The organism is Arcicella sp. GW822-FHT02H01 (assembly GCF_058802005.1).
Genome location: NZ_JBXANT010000001.1, coordinates 4,351,347 through 4,367,357, shown reverse-complemented (window position 1 = coordinate 4,367,357; position 16,011 = coordinate 4,351,347). Strand labels below are relative to the sequence as shown.

Sequence of the window (16,011 nt, the reverse complement as noted above, 5' to 3'; positions counted from 1 at the left end):
CGCTCAAACAGCGGAATTTCAAAAAATTACGCACATTTAATCTAAAATAATATTCTATATATCTTTATGCATCTTTAAAAGACTCTAAGTTAATAACTAAGATTCTATCAAAATAGGTCTTTCTTTTTGTTTAAAGTATAAATATACCAAAGAAGCAAATGCAAAAAAAGCAGCAAGAAAATATGGAATGACAATGTTCTCTACTTTGCCTTTATAAATTTGTCCTGCAAATAATGCTCCTAAACCAATACCTGCTTCAAGGGCAATATAAGTAGTGGCTACGGCTCTTCCTCTGTAAAGCTCGTCAGATAAATCTACTGTCCACGCCATTAAAGTAGGCGTATTGAATCCCCAAGAAAAACCAAATAAGATAGACGATAAAATAAATATCCAAAAAGAGCTAGTTAAAGCACAGAGTATCATGGAGATAACCAATATCATAGAGGAAATCATCAAAATAGGAATTCGACCATATTTATCAGATGATTTCGCAAAAAATAACCTTACTGTTAAAGATGCAACGGTATAAACCGTAAAGAAAAGTCCTTTATTACTAATCCCCAACAGTTTGGTTTGATCTGGCACTAAGGTAAGCAATACTCCCGAAGAGAACGACACTAAAATCATCACAATAAAGGCTGGAATTACCCTTGGCTCAAATACATCTTGCCATCCTATTCTAAATAATTTAAAAGAAAAAGCCTTTTTTTGTATCGTTGGAAGCGTTTCTCGCATATTCAACAATATTAAGATTGAGAGCAAAGCAAAAGCCGAAGAAGTAAAAAACATCCCATTGATAGATATCCAACTGGTAAGATAACTACCGATACTTGGCCCGATAGACATTCCAGTTGCTGTAAAAATACCTAGCATTCCTTGGGCTTCACCACGGCGATTTTCGGGAATAATATCTGCTACATAGGCTGAGGTAGCCGTTGGTTTAGTACCCGTAGAAAAACCATGCAAAAAACGAAGTAGTAAAAAACCAGCAATGGTATGCACAAAAGGGTATAGTCCGCCACAAACAAAACAGACGAGTGAGCCAAATGCCATTACGGGTACTCTACCGATGGTATCAGTCAATTTACCAGAAAAAGGACGGGCAAAACCTGCTGTAAGCGTAAACAATGCAATGATGTAACCGATGTATTCTTTTCCACCCATTGAACCTAAATAATCGGGCAGTTCGGGAATCATCATTTGAAAACTCGCAGAAAAAAGAAAATTACTAACGCAAAGTAACCAAAACTGAGTAGTATATATTGAAGTTTGTTTTTCCATCCGCAAAGATACGTCTGAGAAATTAATTTTGAGATACGATTTTTGAATTTTAAACAACTGCTATGAATTATGAAATAATTGTCAGAAAAAATCCAATTATTTATATATTACAAGCCCTTGTTCTCATAAAATACATTTAGCAATTCCATGGCAGCATTAATCGGCAATTTCTTTCCTTCACTTACCTCCTGCTGAATGTCTTTCATGTAAAGGCTAACGCTAGGATGTTGGTAAAATTTCTCTTCTAGCGACTTCTTTATATAATTATACATCCATTCTAAATTCTGTTGGCTACGCTTTTGTTGAAAATATCCATTTCCCGTAAGTAGTTCACGATGCTTTTCAATAGACTCCCATATTTCTTTAATTCCTTTTTCGGTAATTGCCGAACAGGTGAGTACTTCGGGATACCAGCCTGTTTGGTTAGGGGGAAACAAATGCAAGGCATTTTGATAAGCTACTTTAGCCAAATCAGCTTGAGTTTCATTCCCCGAATCTGTTTTGGTAATGGCAATCAAATCGGCCATTTCCATAATGCCTTTCTTGATTCCTTGTAGCTCGTCGCCAGCACCAGCTAACATGAGTAATAGAAAAAAATCGACCATGCCATGCACTACCGTTTCTGATTGCCCCACTCCTACTGTTTCAATAATGATTACTTCAAAGCCTGCGGCTTCACAAAGCAACATCGCTTCACGGGTTTTGTTGGCTATGCCTCCCAAACCTCCATTGGTAGGTGTAGGACGGATATAAGCCAATGGCTCATTCACGAGCTTTTCCATGCGGGTTTTATCCCCCAGAATGCTTCCTTTGCTAATGGGCGAGCTTGGGTCAATGGCTAAAACTGCCACTTTTTTGGACAGCTTGGTCAGATACTGTCCGAAGGTCTCTATAAAAGTACTTTTACCCACGCCAGGCACGCCTGTAATACCGATTCTGATTGAATTTCCCGTATGGGGTAACACCGCTTCTAGTACTTCCTGAGCCAATATTTTATCCGCAGGCAAATTGCTCTCTGTCAGCGTGATTGCTCTGCTGAGAATCATTCTGTTGCCAGCCAAAATGCCGTCGGTATATTCTTTTATGGATAAGCGTTTAAGCATTTCGCTTCAAAATAATTTCTGCCCACTCTAAATCTTCAGGGGTAGTGATTTTGATATTTTCATACGACCCTTCGATAAGATTAATATCAAAGCCTGCAAATTCTACCACACTCGCATCATCCGTAAAGGTACTCAACTCTTCGGTTTCAAAGGCTTTTTTGATGATAGCTACTTGAAACGTTTGTGGTGTCTGTATCAGTCGAACAGTTTGACGGTCTATCGCTTGTCCATTTACCCGAACAGAATCTTTAGAAGCTACACTGACTACGGCTGTTCCTTTGGTTTGGGCAACCTCGAAGCTTTCACGGATGATGTCCATACTTACAAATGGTCGGACACCGTCGTGCACTGCCACAATACCGTCTGTATCTATTACCGACAATCCATTCTTACCTGATTGAAACCTTGATTGTCCTCCTTTCACTAATTGGTGAGCTACCTCAAAATGGTGTTTTTGACATAATTCCTGCCAAAAATCAAACTGACTTTCTGGCAATACCAGTATGAGGGTAATATCTGAATAAGCTTCTTTAAAACGGATTAAAGTATGCATCAATACGGGTAATCCACCTATTTCGATAAACTGTTTGGGTAAATTACTTTTCATTCGGCTACCACTCCCGCCCGCTACTATAATGGCATATTTTTTCATGAATAATTACTAAAAAGAAAATTGATACAAACCCATAAAACAATCAGGCGAAAGACCTAAGCTATGAATATTGCCTAATGTCTTTCGCCTGAAAAGTGCTGATTATGCCTCTTAGATAATCAACATGGCATCGCCATAACTAAAGAATTTATATTTCTCTTTGATAGCAATTTGATAAGCTTCCTTAATCAAATCATACCCACCAAAAGCAGAAGTCATCATCAATAAAATTGACTCTGGTAAGTGCATATTCGTTAATAATGCATTTGGAATTCTGAAATCGTATGGAGGGAAAATAAATTTATCCGTCCAACCTTCGATAGGTTTTAAGTGACCATCTGCAGATACAGACGATTCCAAAGCCTTCAAAACAGTTGTTCCAATAGCACAGATTTTCTTTTTGCTATCAATTCCTTCATTTACCACCTCACAAGTTTTTTCTGTGATGTTAAAATTTTCAGAATCAGTTTTATGCTTTGTTAAATCTTCAACATCTACCTGACGGAAAGTTCCTAAACCAACATGTAGCGTAAGTGGTGTAAAGTTGATACCTTTCAACTCTAAACGCTTCATGATGATTTTGTTGAAGTGCAAACCTGCTGTTGGCGCCGCTACAGCACCTACGTGTTCAGCATAAATTGTTTGGTAACGCTCTTCATCGGCCGCTTCTACCTTACGTTTAAAACGGATTTCATCTGGTAGTGGCGTTTCGCCTAATTGGTGAATCGCTTTCATCAAAGCTTTGTGGTCGCCATCGTACAAGAAACGAATAGTACGTCCACGCGAAGTAGTATTATCAATTACCTCTGCTACTAAATCACTATCACCAAAATATAATTTATTACCTACTCTAATTTTACGAGCAGGATCAACTAATACATCCCAAAGACGGTGTTCTCTATTTAATTCACGAAGTAAAAATACTTCAATTTTTGCACCTGTTTTTTCTTTCTGACCGAACAAACGAGCAGGGAAAACTTTAGTGTCGTTTGTAACCATTACATCACCGTCATCAAAATAATCCAAAATGTCGGTGAACATACGATGCTCAATAGTTTTTGTTTTTCTGTTTACCACCATTAATCGTGATTCACCTCTGTTCTCTGGTGGGTACAAGGCAATGAGGTTATTAGGGAGGTCGAATCTGAACTCAGATAATTTCATTCTAATAATGTTTGCGGTTTTTTCGCCTGGAGTCATTTCTTACGGTTTTAATCTTCGGTTTTGTTTGATAACATGATTGCTACTAGGGCTTTTATCGTATAAAATCAAAACAAAAATCTTGGTTTTATACTAAAGTCTCCCACCCTATAGATAAATGACTTCAATACGATTCTTGCAAATATACAATTTCCAGATAGGGCTTGTCAATACAATATGATAATAAATTACACTTTTAGTTGATTCTTTTAGTTAATTTTTCAAATAAACCTGTATATGCTTCTACAATAGCTCTTTTTGAGCAATAACATTTAGAAATATTTTTTCCAATAACTAATATATTTTTCTGAATTATCCCAAAACTACTTGGTTTTCAATCCGTTTTCTAGCTTTTCTATAGAAGTTTACACTGATTTATGTTTTGAATACAATAAATCTATCGAACAAATTCAGATTGAAATGGTTAGTTCAGAGTAACCAAGTTTTATTTTCCTTATTCTCCATTAAAATGTCTAAAATTTCAATTTTTTGGTTTCGTCGCGACCTCCGCTTACACGATAATGCAGGGTTATACCATGCACTTAAAAAAGGTGTGCCAGTATTGCCAATCTTTATTTTTGACAAAAATATTTTGGATAAGCTCGACGATAAACATGACCGCAGAGTAGCGTTTATTCACAAGGCGTTAACCGAAATCCAAGCATTTTTAACAGCTATGGGCAGTAGTATTTTAGTAAAATATGGTACGCCCGAAGATGTTTTTCCTGCCTTGCTTAATGAATATGACATAGATACGATTTATACCAACCATGACTATGAACAATATGCTCAGGAAAGAGATGAGAGCGCCCGTGAATTTGTGACTAGTGAAGGCATTGGTTTTAAGACTTATAAAGACCAAGTCATTTTTGAGAAAAATGAAATCCTTTCGGGTGCAGGTACGCCTTATACCGTTTTTACACCCTATAGCCGTAAATGGAAAGAGAAGGTAAATGGGTTTTATTTGAAATCATATCCTACTGAAAAGTACTTTGATAATTTTCTTCCAACTAAACCTTTTGAAATACCAACTTTAGCGTCGATGGGATTTAAAGCAGTCGAGACAACATTTCCTAGTAAACAAGTGCGAGATAGTATCATCAGTAGTTATGCTGAAAACCGAGACTTTCCAGCAATCGAAGGTACGTCTAAACTATCTGTTCATCTACGGTTTGGCACAGTTAGCATCCGTGAATTAGCACGCAAAGCTCAATCGTTATCAGAAACATGGCTGAATGAATTAATCTGGCGAGATTTTTATTTCAATATTCTTTATCACTTCCCCCATATCTCGGAAGGACAAGCTTTTAGAAAAGATTATGACAGAATTATCTGGCGAAATAATGAGAAAGAGTTTGAGCTTTGGTGTGAAGGCAAAACGGGCTATCCTATCGTAGATGCTGGTATGCGTGAATTAAATGCTACAGGCTTCATGCACAACCGTGTTAGGATGATTGTAGCTTCTTTTCTGACCAAACATTTACTAATCGATTGGCGTTGGGGCGAGGCTTATTTTGCTAAAAAATTATTAGACTTTGAATTTGCTGCCAACAATGGCGGTTGGCAATGGGCATCTGGCAGTGGTTGCGATGCGGCACCATACTTTAGGGTTTTCAATCCGACCTTACAAACACAAAAGTTTGATAAGCAACTTGAATATATCAAAAAATGGGTACCTGAATTAAATACTTTCGATTATCCTGCACCTATCGTCAATCATGACGTTGCTCGTAAACGAATGTTGCCTGTTTATCAAACGGCTTTGAAGGGGTTTGTAGACTAAAGATATAAGACACAAGACTAAAGATATAAGACACAAGACTAAAGACTAAAGATATAAGACGGAAGACTAAAGAAAAGGTATTAAAGCTACATCTTTTGTCTTGCTTCTAGTGTCTTATATCTTGTAGACCATAATCCCGAAGGGATGGAAGAATTATAGCAAATAATTAATTTAATATAGTCGGAACCATGAGAGGGTGATACAATCGGGTGAAAATGTATAAAACCAAAATTTATGCCACCCCTTCGGGGTTAAAAATCTAGACATTTTTTTCATTTTCTATAATCCTTTCATTCCTTCGGGATTATAGAAAATAAATATCCCTAGCGAGGGACTTAAGTCCCTCGCTAGGGATAAGAATAAAATTTAACAGCCATGCAAACACTTAAAATTCTTATGTCTTATATCTTGTGTCTTGCTTCTAGCGTCTTATAATTTACTCCTTCAAAATATAATCCTTCAATTTTATTTCTAAATCCTGAATAGACATATTTCTAAAGATACCCCCATGATTTACGAATGATACTTCTGCTTTTTCTTCTGATACAACGATGATGGCGGCGTCAGTCTGTTCACTCATTCCAAAGGCAGCACGGTGTCTGAAACCTAAAGCTGGAGAAATTGTACCACTTTCGGAAACGGGCAGCATACAGCGAGCCGCAGCGAGTCTTCCGCCTTTGATGATGACAGCGCCATCATGCAAAGGACTGTTTTTATGAAATATAGTCAATAATAATCGCTTTGATACCTCAGCATCTAATACATCGCCCGACTCGATAAATTTTTTCAAATCGTCTTCTTTTTCAATCACAATCAAAGCTCCAGTATAATTCGTTGCCATTACTTTTACCGCATCGAGTATCGACTGTAAAGTAGAGAAATTCTCTTTGGATACTTTCGGTGTGTAAAATCTTTTTAGCAAAGGATTCTCACGAAATGAGGTAGAACGACCAAGCATCATCAAAAAGCGTCGAATTTCTTGTTGGAAAATAATCAATAGAGCCAACACACCCATATTCATAAACTGTCCTAAGATAGAAGATAGGAATTCCATTCCTAGTGCTTTAGACACCAAGTAAACACCGTAAATAAGAATATAACCAAAGAAAATTTTGTTAGCAATACTTCCCTGAATCAGTTTATAAATCTGATACAGCATATATGCTACCAATAAAATATCTAAAAAATCAATCCAATCAATCGTTAAAAAGCCTATGCGCATAAGATAATTTTTTGTTTTAAAAAGAGGTTGTAAATGTCATGCTGTATAGTGCTGACGATATTTAATAAATTAAAACTAGCATAATATAATATTAAATTACTGATAATCAAAGAGATAAATATTTTACTTTATCTTTATCGAATACATAATTATCATTTCATACCCAACATATAAGCACCATCAATACAAATTTCGGCATATTCAGCCTTTTTGGATGGTTCGCAAACGCCCGGAAAATCGCCTTTACAGCCAAGCATATCCGTCATTACTTGAAAGTGTAAATGAGGAGGCCAATCACCATTAATAGGGAAATCTCCAAAGAGGGCTATTTGTTCACCCGCTTCAATATTTTTTCCTTCATAGAGGTCTTTAAGACATTCTTCATTCAAATGTCCGTATAATGTATAAAAAGTTTTCCCTTCTAATTGATGTTCAAGAATGATGGTCGGTCCATAATCGCCAAAACCTTTATTGTTTTGAAAACTATGTACTTTACCACTTAGTGGAGCAAATACTGGTGTTCCTGCTGGAGCCCAAATGTCAATACCCAAATGAATAGAGCGTCCTTCACCACTTTGCTGAAAATGTTCGCTTCTACGATAAATATAACGATTTTCGAGGTACCCTCCAACGGCACATACAGCCTTTGCTTCTTTAATTTTTTCAGTAACGTACTCATTAAATAAAGCCGTATCAGACAAATTTAATTCCTCTAAATCAGCATTATTTTTTGTTAAATCAATTTCATAGATGGTATCCTTCTGAAAATCAAAAGGTACTACTGGATGAAATGTATATTTTTTTATGGTTGCTAACATAAGAATAGAGATAATTTGTATACTGAGTTTATAGCTTCACTTCAAGATAAAATAAAAACACTTCCACAAAAATTGTCGGTATTTTTCAACCTAAATTTCTTGTAAAAGTGTGTTGTGAATGAAAATTTATATAAAATATCAAATTTCTAATTTCTTCAAATTTACACTTTTTTAAGCAAAAACAGGTCATTTTTTTATTAAATTGGTCAAAAAGTTTATTTTTTTTACAGTTTTTTGATAAAAATGGTATTTTTATCAAAAACGACAAACTAGTAAGTTGAGGTATTTTGTGTGTAAACCTTTCTTCTTCCCTATTCAAAATATCGCTATAAAATCTGCCACTTTTTTACTAACTTGATATTTCAAAAAACCAATGTGTCATCAATGCAACTAATCCTTCACTCGTTTAATCTAAAACTCCGTCATACTTTTACTATCACCCACGAATCTCGGGATATACAACCAACCCTCATCGTCGAACTTCGCGATGGCGAATTCAGCGGTTTTGGCGAGGCCACCGAAACGCCTTATTATGGTGTTACGATGGCTAAAATGTCGGCACAATTAGAAAGCGTTCGCTCAATCATAGAAAACTACGATTTACAAAGTCCCGAGCAATTCTGGAATGATTTATATCCTCATCTGAAAGATGAACACCCTTTTGCACTGTGTGCCTTAGATATTGCTGCCAGCGACCTTTGGGCCAAGAAAAAAGGACAACCTTTATATAAACTGTGGGGATTGGATACGACTAAAAACCCTATTACAGATTATACGATTGGAATTGATACCATTGAGAAAATGGTAGAGAAAATGCAAGAAGTCCCTTTTCCATTGTATAAAATAAAATTAGGAACTAAAGAGGACATTAAGATTATTCAAGAACTAAGAAAACATACTGATGCCGTTTTCAGGGTAGATGCCAACACGGCGTGGACAGTGGAAGAAACCATTGAAAACTCGTTTGCCCTCAAAGAATTAGGCGTAGAATTTATAGAACAACCCATGAAAGCCGATAACTGGGAAGGCATGAAAAAGGTATTTGCGGAATCTGCTTTGCCCATCATTGCCGACGAAAGTTGTATTGTCGAAGAAGACGTTGCTCGTTGCTTTGGGTTTTTTCATGGTGTAAATGTGAAATTAATGAAATGTGGAGGCTTAACGCCCGCCCGTAGAATGATTGCGCAGGCACACCAATTAGGATTGAAAGTGATGGTAGGTTGTATGACCGAATCAAACGTAGGTTGTTCGGCTATTGCGCAGTTATTACCTTTATTGGACTATGTAGACATGGACGGCATTTTGTTGGTAGATGACCAAATTTCAACAGGTGTTACTATCGACTACGGAAAAGTAATTTACGCCCAAGAAAACGGAACTGGAGCGAATTTGGTTTAATAAGCTGTGAGATTTGAGCTGTGAGCTATAAGCTTTGAGCGATGAGTAGTGAGATTTTCAACTACAGATTAAAATAAGCTTTACCACTCACTTAACATCTTCTAAATTGCTCCCTGCTCAAATCTCACGGCTCATCGCTTACAGCTCAAAGCTAAAAATATGAAATACCTTACTAATAAAATTCCCAGCAATACTTTAATAAGTGACGAGCAACGCTACCTTTGGTTTAGCGGTACTTCGTATTTAGGGATTCCACATCATCCTGTTTTTAAAGAGCATTTTATTAAAGCAGTGGAGCAGTATGGCACATCTTGGGGGAGTTCTAGAAATAATACTGTTCAATTAAGTATTTATGACAAGGCAGAAAAAGTATTGGCAGATTTTGCAAAAATGCCTTCTGCACTAACTGTTTCGTCAGGAATGTGGGCAGGGCAATTAGTCGTTAATTTCTTAAAAAGTAAAGGCAATACTTTCTTTTTTGCTCCCAAAACTCATCCCGCCTTATGGAATGATTTTATGCAATCTTCAACGGATACTTATCAAGTTTGGGCTAATATTATTGCAGATACCATCAAAGATTCAGAGGCTGAAAACATTGTTATTTGTAGCGATGCTGTAGGTTCTCCTTATGTTGAGTATTTTGATTTTGGATGGATTAAAGCCCTTCCCACTAATAAAAACATTACTGTTGTCATAGATGCCTCACATAGTTTCGGGATTGAATTACCAGAAATTCATTCAGACAATATTCGGTTAGTGATTACCTCCTCGCTCAACAAGGCGATGGGCATGACGGGAGGAGTGATTTTTTCAGATAACGATTTTATAGAGCAACTACGGTCTTTCCCAATGTTTTCGGGTGCATCTCCCATGATGCCCGCTCTGTTAGAAGCCTTTGTTAATGCTATTGATATTTTTGATGAACAACGTAAAAAGCTATTAGAAAACATTGAATACTTCAATCATTTAGTTAAGCCAGACCTTGGGATAGATTCCATCAAAAATTATCCTGCTTATTGCACACATCAGGTAGGGTTGCATGAATACTTAAAACGACATGGTATCATGACGGCTTGTTTTCCATATCCAACAGCAAATGATTTACCCGTTACCAGATTAGTAATAAGCGCTTTACATACTAAAGAAGATTTAGAGAAATTGACTGAGGTATTGAATAGTTGGGAATAATTGTTGATTTTTATACTGTTAATTATATCCAACTCATCTAACCATCAACTAACAAGCTAATGAAAAAACTATACAAATCTTTAAGCTTACAGCTTTTTACGATTCTCTTACTTGTGATTTCATCTACTATCCAAGCACAGCAACTCAACACTGAATTGCTTCCGAAATTATTAGCCACCAAGCCAGAGCAATTTAAGGAAATTGTTGACAATGCTGATAAATACCGCGTTCAGATTCTTTATACACAGATTGATAGAGATAAAAAGAATCGTCCGACTTTCACTAGTTATGGTTTCAGAATCAATAACACGGAATACTTTTATCCAGCCAGTACGGTAAAGTTTCCTGCCAGTGTAATGGCTTTAGAGAAAATTAATAAGTTAAATATCAAAGGGCTTACTAAAGAAACACCCATGTTTACGGAAGCGGAATACGAACGCCATACGCCTGTTACAAAAGATTCTACTGCTGAAAATGGCTTACCTTCGGTAGCACATTATATCAAAAAGATATTAATGGTTTCGGATAATGATGCTTTCAATCGTTTATATGAGTTTATGGGGCAAGAAGCTTTTAATGAAACGCTTCGTCAAAAAGGTTATCAGCATCCCCGTATTTTTCATCGTTTGCAGGTAGGAATGAATCTTGAACAAAACCGTAGAACGAATCCTATCAAATTTATGGAGAACAGCAAAGTGCTGTATGAACAACCAATGGTCGTTTCTGAAAAAAGCTATTCTTCGCCTACGCCAATCACGATAGGCAAAGGATATATGCGGGGTGATTCGTTGGTTAAAGAATCTTTCGCCTTTACGGACAGGAATTTCTTTCCATTATTAGCACAACAATCTATTCTAAAATCTATACTTTTCCCTGAGGCAGTTTCTCCTAAACAACGTTTTCAATTGACAGATGCTGACTATAAATTCTTGTACCAATATATGTCGCAAATGCCTACAGAAAGTGCTTATCCGAAGTATGAGACACCAGATTTTTACCCAGCCTATTGCAAGTTTTTGATGTATGGTGGTAGCAAAGACGCAGTGATAAATCCAAATATGCGAATCTTCAATAAAGTAGGCGATGCGTACGGCTTTTTGTTGGACAATGCCTACATCGTAGATTTTTCAACAGGCGTAGAATTTATGCTAACTACGGTATTGCTTTGTAATAATGATGAGGTTTTTAACGACGACCACTACGATTATGAAACCATAGGATTCCCATTTATGAAAAATTTAGGACAATTGATTTACAACTACGAACTAAACCGACCACGTAAATTCAAGGCGGACTTAAGTAAGTTTAAGATGAATTATGATAAGTAAAGGTTGACTTAATTGTTTAATAAAATTTATTTGAAAACTATATCCATGAAAAAATACTTCCTTTTATCCTTACTCATCAGTTTTGCGACTATTGCCAAGCCGACAAAATGCTATAAAAAACCTTTTATAAAACATATTGCTGATTCTTCTGTCACGCAAATCATCGATAGTTTTACTCAGCGGTTTGCTCCTGATAAACGCACAGCTATCTTTCAAATTGATGCGTATCGAAAAGATAATCAATTAATTGTAACAGGCAAAACCAACCTGATTGAAGCCAAAAATGCTTTGGTTAGTCAACTGAAAGGTAATAATACTATCGTAATAGATGAAATCAAAACCTTGCCTGAAGCTGAATTGGAAGACAAAATTTATGGCATAGTAGAGGTTTCTGTTTGCAATATTCGCTATTCGCCTCGCCATAGTAGTGAGTTAGCATCACAAGCTTTGATGGGAACACCCGTGAAAATTTTGGAAAGAGATGACAATGGTTGGTTACTGATTCAAACACCTGACCAATACATTGCTTGGGTAGATAGAGGGGCAATTACGACTATTAATAAAGAGCAATTGATACACTGGGAAGCTAGTCCTAAAATCATTTACACACGGTCGTATGGTGTTGCTTATTCCGAACCCAACGCCAATTCAGCGACTGTTTCAGATGTAGTAGCAGGGTGTATCATCGAAGTTCAGGCAGAAAAAGACGGTTTCTATCAAGTACTTTTTGCAGATAATAGAAAAGGTTTTGTAGCTAAAAATGAAGCAAGTATTTATAATAAATGGCTTTCGGGACTTAATACTACGGAAGAGAGTCTTGATAAAACGTCGAAACGATTAATGGGCGTTCCTTACTTGTGGGGTGGTACTTCATTCAAAGGTGTTGACTGTAGTGGTTTTACTAAAACTGTCTATTTCTTGAACGGTATTATGCTCCCTCGTGATGCTTCGCAACAAGTAATGGTTGGGGAAACAGTTGATAAATCAGGGAATTGGGCAGACTTGAAAACGGGAGATTTATTATTCTTTGGCGAAAAACGTGAAGACGGTTCTGAAAGAGTAGTACACGTAGCCATGTGGCTAGGAAATGGTGAATTTATCCATGCTTCGGATAAAGTAACCATCAGCAGTATGAATGCTACCGCACCAAATTTTGATGCTTACAACTTTAAAAGATACCTCCGTGCTAAACGAATTTTAAAAACTGGTATGGTTGGGGTCAGTGCTTTAAAAAGCGATAAGGTGTATTAATAAACAAAGCAGAATGTATTTTAATTTTTGGGGGGAGAAATTTAAAACCTATTAATTACCTACATCTTTGTAAATACTTGCTTTCAACTCTTATCACTAGCGAGGGACTTAAGTCCCTCGCTAGTGATAAGAGTTGGGTAAAATTACGAGCCAAAAATACCCTTAATCTTACCCCATAGTCCTTTAGATGCTACTTTTGCTTCTTCTATTTTTTCAGCAGCTGCTACTTTAGCCTCTTCAAGGCTTTCTGCTACGTCTTCTTTCAAGTCGCTTAACTCTTCAATAGCATCTTCTTTCAAGGCTTTTGCTTTAGCACTAACATCCACGCTTTTCAGCTCTTCTATTTTTTCTGCTACAGTTTCTTTTACCGAAGCTAGTTTTTCTGAAGTATCTTCTTTTAGTTCTGCTATTTTCTCAGCAGCAGCAATTTTGGCTTCTTCAAATTTTTCAGTTGCCTCAGCTTTTACTTCATCAAACTTGGCAGTTGCTTCTGTTTTTAGCTCTTCTGCTTTGGCTGAAAAATCAGTATTTTTTAGTTCCTCAATTTTCTCAGCAACCGCTTCTTTTACGGCGTCTATTTTATCTTTGGCTTCTTCTTTCAATTCTTCCACTTTGGCAGCAAAATCACTGCTTTCTACTTCCTCAACTTTCTCTGCAACAGTTTCTTTTACTTCTTCAAGCGTATCCGTCGCTTCGGCTTTCAATTCAGCAGTTTTACTAGTTAAATCTTCTTTAACAGTTTCAATTTTTTCAGTAGTTTCTTCAGCAACTTCTGCTTTTATTTCTTCCACTTTTTCTGGAATTTCGGCTGCTTTTTCTTCAATTGCCTCAGTGGTTTCTGTAGCTAAGCTTTCTACCTTCTCAACAATTTCAGCTTTGTCTTTTGCTAATTCTTCCTTAGCTTGTTCTTCTTCTTTTTTCATAATTAAAGTTTGATGTTTATTTATAACAAATATGAAAAAAATTAAGCAAACTCACTAATAATCAATACAATAAGTTGAGGTATTTGACAGCGAATAAATTAAAAAATCAAGAGATTACACAATTCCTCTTTAGAAAAGCTCAGAGCCCTAATCACTAGGGAGGGAATTAATTCCCTCCCTAGTGATTAGGGCTCAAAAAATATTCATGGTATGACTTTAGAGTCATGCTATGAGTGACAGATAAGATAGTCCTTAAACAGCGCCTTTTTTATCACTCTTAAAAGCATAAACCAATATTCCTATCGCAAACAGCACCACAGGTACGCTTAACCATTGGCCCATGTTAAATTCCATTTGGTTTTCAAAAGCTACTTGATTTTCTTTTAAGAACTCATAGAAGAATCTAAGGATGAAGACATATAACAAGAAAATGGCTGTCATAAAACCATTGGTTGTTTTTTCTTTTTTCCTTGACCAAAACCACATTAATATTCCAAATAATACCAAACAAGATAGACATTCATACAATTGTGAGGGGTGACGAGGCACTACGTCGAAATAATCATGACCAAGAGATGGGTCATTGAAGAATTTAAAAGCCCAAGGTACATCTGTTTGTTTTCCTACAATTTCCGAATTCATTAAATTACCAAAACGAATTAATGCTCCGCCTAAAGCTGCCGTTGGCACTACTCTATCAGTAACGTATAAATAGGGAGTATTTCGTTTTTTTGAATACAAATAAAAGGCAATTAACATACCGATTACCGCACCATGAGAAGCCAAACCTGCATAAGGTGGCGTAATCATGCTAGTAAAAAAATGTACTGGGTCTTTTAGTAATAATGGATATTCATAAAAGAAATAATGCCCCATTCTAGCACCAATTACAGTGGCAATCATCGCATAAAGCAACAGTTCATCTGCCTGTTCTACTGGTCTGCCTTCTTTTTTAAAGATGTAACTCAATACTTGGTAGCCTGCTAAAAAAGCCATTGCAAACATTAGTCCGTACCAACGAATTGGAAAGCCGAAAATCTCAAAAATTTCTGGTGAAGTATGCCAGTCAATGTAGGTTAATAACATTTGAATATGTTGATTTTAAAATAAAATTATTTTCAAAAATACTGCTTTTATCCCTAAAGCCTTTCTTTTACTTTATTAAAATGCTATAAACTAATTTACCTTTGGTTTATAGTGCCAAGAAAGCCTCTAAGCCTCCTTCTAGGTTTCTTAGGTTTTGAAAACCTTTTTTGGCTAATATTTTTCTGGCTATTTCACTTTGCAAGCCTGAATAACAAACAATAATAATTTCTTGGCCCATTAAATGAGCTATCTTTTCCACAGAAAGCAATAGTTCATCTAAAGGAATTTGTATTCCACCTACTTCAAAATCTTCAATTTCGTAGGGTGTTCGGATGTCTAAAATAGTAAGGTTTTCAAAACGCTCTTTAAACTCTGTAGCCGAAATACTGGATGAATTCATGTTAAATAGAAGTGGTCTGCCTTTCGACAGACCACCCGAAATATGCTTTTAATCGGAACAAAAGATTAATCTAACTGATTCCAAGCTAAAATACCACCTAATACATTTCTAACATTGGTATAACCATTTGCTGTTAAAAATGCTTTTGCTTGACCAGAACGAGCACCCGAACGACAATGAACGATTATTTCTTCGTCTTTCCAAGCTTCAATTTCATCCAAACGGTCAGGTAATTCGTTTAACGGAATCAATTTAGCGCCTAAATTTTGTTCATCGTATTCATATTCATTTCTTACATCAAGAAAATTGAATGTTTCGCCTTTGTCAATTTTTTCTTTAAGTTCTTCTACCGTAATATCCATTATATTGGGATTTTAT

Annotated in this window: 15 protein-coding genes; 5 read left to right on the top strand and 10 right to left on the bottom strand. The window is 36.2% G+C overall.

The window, feature by feature from the left end; genetic code table 11:
* Nucleotides 1–96 precede the first annotated feature (96 nt).
* The 4 genes from AC1RNE_RS18170 to queA all read right to left on the bottom strand — a co-directional run bounded on the left by AC1RNE_RS18170 (nucleotide 97) and on the right by queA (nucleotide 4,200).
* Entirely contained in the window at nucleotides 97–1,281 is a 1,185-nt protein-coding gene (locus tag AC1RNE_RS18170; protein WP_492802843.1) for an MFS transporter, read from the bottom strand.
* Nucleotides 1,282–1,388: 107 nt separating this feature from the next.
* Nucleotides 1,389–2,384, bottom strand: coding sequence for a methylmalonyl Co-A mutase-associated GTPase MeaB (gene meaB / locus AC1RNE_RS18165; RefSeq protein ID WP_492802841.1), 996 nt, complete (start codon nucleotides 2,382–2,384; stop codon nucleotides 1,389–1,391).
* Complete coding sequence (locus AC1RNE_RS18160) at nucleotides 2,377–3,036, bottom strand: 2-C-methyl-D-erythritol 4-phosphate cytidylyltransferase (protein WP_492802839.1); 660 nt, start codon at nucleotides 3,034–3,036, stop codon at nucleotides 2,377–2,379. The genes meaB and AC1RNE_RS18160 overlap by 8 nt, the downstream gene beginning before the upstream one ends.
* Before the next feature lie 111 nt (nucleotides 3,037–3,147).
* Entirely contained in the window at nucleotides 3,148–4,200 is a 1,053-nt protein-coding gene (gene queA / locus AC1RNE_RS18155; RefSeq protein ID WP_492803672.1) for a tRNA preQ1(34) S-adenosylmethionine ribosyltransferase-isomerase QueA, read from the bottom strand.
* Nucleotides 4,201–4,705: 505 nt separating this feature from the next.
* Between queA and AC1RNE_RS18150 the strand changes: the two genes are divergently transcribed.
* Complete coding sequence (locus AC1RNE_RS18150; protein ID WP_492802837.1) at nucleotides 4,706–6,019, top strand: cryptochrome/photolyase family protein; 1,314 nt, start codon at nucleotides 4,706–4,708, stop codon at nucleotides 6,017–6,019.
* A 436-nt stretch (nucleotides 6,020–6,455) separates the two neighbouring features.
* Here the strand turns inward: AC1RNE_RS18150 and cdaA are convergent, their stop codons facing one another.
* Both cdaA and AC1RNE_RS18140 read right to left on the bottom strand, forming a co-directional pair.
* Nucleotides 6,456–7,241, bottom strand: coding sequence for a diadenylate cyclase CdaA (cdaA, locus tag AC1RNE_RS18145; RefSeq protein WP_323248071.1), 786 nt, complete (start codon nucleotides 7,239–7,241; stop codon nucleotides 6,456–6,458).
* Nucleotides 7,242–7,393: 152 nt separating this feature from the next.
* Nucleotides 7,394–8,059 (bottom strand): peptidoglycan DD-metalloendopeptidase family protein, encoded by a 666-nt coding sequence (locus tag AC1RNE_RS18140; protein WP_492802835.1) that lies wholly within the window; start codon nucleotides 8,057–8,059, stop codon nucleotides 7,394–7,396.
* A gap of 384 nt (nucleotides 8,060–8,443) precedes the next feature.
* Here AC1RNE_RS18140 and AC1RNE_RS18135 point away from each other — a divergent pair, with 384 nt between their 5' ends.
* The 4 genes from AC1RNE_RS18135 (at nucleotide 8,444) to AC1RNE_RS18120 (ending at nucleotide 13,224) form a co-directional block, all read left to right on the top strand.
* The gene (locus AC1RNE_RS18135; RefSeq protein WP_492802833.1) at nucleotides 8,444–9,457 is read left to right on the top strand and encodes a dipeptide epimerase; all 1,014 of its coding nucleotides are present in this window, start codon (nucleotides 8,444–8,446) and stop codon (nucleotides 9,455–9,457) included.
* Nucleotides 9,458–9,616: 159 nt separating this feature from the next.
* Nucleotides 9,617–10,645, top strand: coding sequence for an aminotransferase class I/II-fold pyridoxal phosphate-dependent enzyme (locus tag AC1RNE_RS18130; protein WP_492802832.1), 1,029 nt, complete (start codon nucleotides 9,617–9,619; stop codon nucleotides 10,643–10,645).
* Between the two features lie 59 nt (nucleotides 10,646–10,704).
* Nucleotides 10,705–11,973, top strand: a complete 1,269-nt coding sequence (locus AC1RNE_RS18125) for a serine hydrolase (protein ID WP_492802831.1) — start codon at nucleotides 10,705–10,707, stop codon at nucleotides 11,971–11,973.
* Between the two features lie 45 nt (nucleotides 11,974–12,018).
* Nucleotides 12,019–13,224 carry a C40 family peptidase gene (locus AC1RNE_RS18120; RefSeq protein ID WP_492802829.1) on the top strand — a complete coding sequence of 402 codons (1,206 nt, stop codon included), beginning with the start codon at nucleotides 12,019–12,021 and terminating at the stop codon, nucleotides 13,222–13,224.
* Between the two features lie 143 nt (nucleotides 13,225–13,367).
* Here the strand turns inward: AC1RNE_RS18120 and AC1RNE_RS18115 are convergent, their stop codons facing one another.
* The 4 genes from AC1RNE_RS18115 to AC1RNE_RS18100 all read right to left on the bottom strand — a co-directional run bounded on the left by AC1RNE_RS18115 (nucleotide 13,368) and on the right by AC1RNE_RS18100 (nucleotide 15,995).
* Nucleotides 13,368–14,147 carry a hypothetical protein gene (locus AC1RNE_RS18115; protein WP_492802827.1) on the bottom strand — a complete coding sequence of 260 codons (780 nt, stop codon included), beginning with the start codon at nucleotides 14,145–14,147 and terminating at the stop codon, nucleotides 13,368–13,370.
* A 252-nt stretch (nucleotides 14,148–14,399) separates the two neighbouring features.
* The gene (gene lgt / locus AC1RNE_RS18110; RefSeq protein WP_492802825.1) at nucleotides 14,400–15,233 is read right to left on the bottom strand and encodes a prolipoprotein diacylglyceryl transferase; all 834 of its coding nucleotides are present in this window, start codon (nucleotides 15,231–15,233) and stop codon (nucleotides 14,400–14,402) included.
* 106 nt (nucleotides 15,234–15,339) lie between these two features.
* Nucleotides 15,340–15,633, bottom strand: a complete 294-nt coding sequence (locus tag AC1RNE_RS18105; protein ID WP_492802823.1) for a rhodanese-like domain-containing protein — start codon at nucleotides 15,631–15,633, stop codon at nucleotides 15,340–15,342.
* 65 nt (nucleotides 15,634–15,698) lie between these two features.
* Nucleotides 15,699–15,995: a rhodanese-like domain-containing protein gene (locus tag AC1RNE_RS18100; RefSeq protein ID WP_492802821.1), complete on the bottom strand. Its 297-nt coding sequence runs from the start codon at nucleotides 15,993–15,995 to the stop codon at nucleotides 15,699–15,701.
* Between the last annotated feature and the right edge of the window lie 16 nt (nucleotides 15,996–16,011).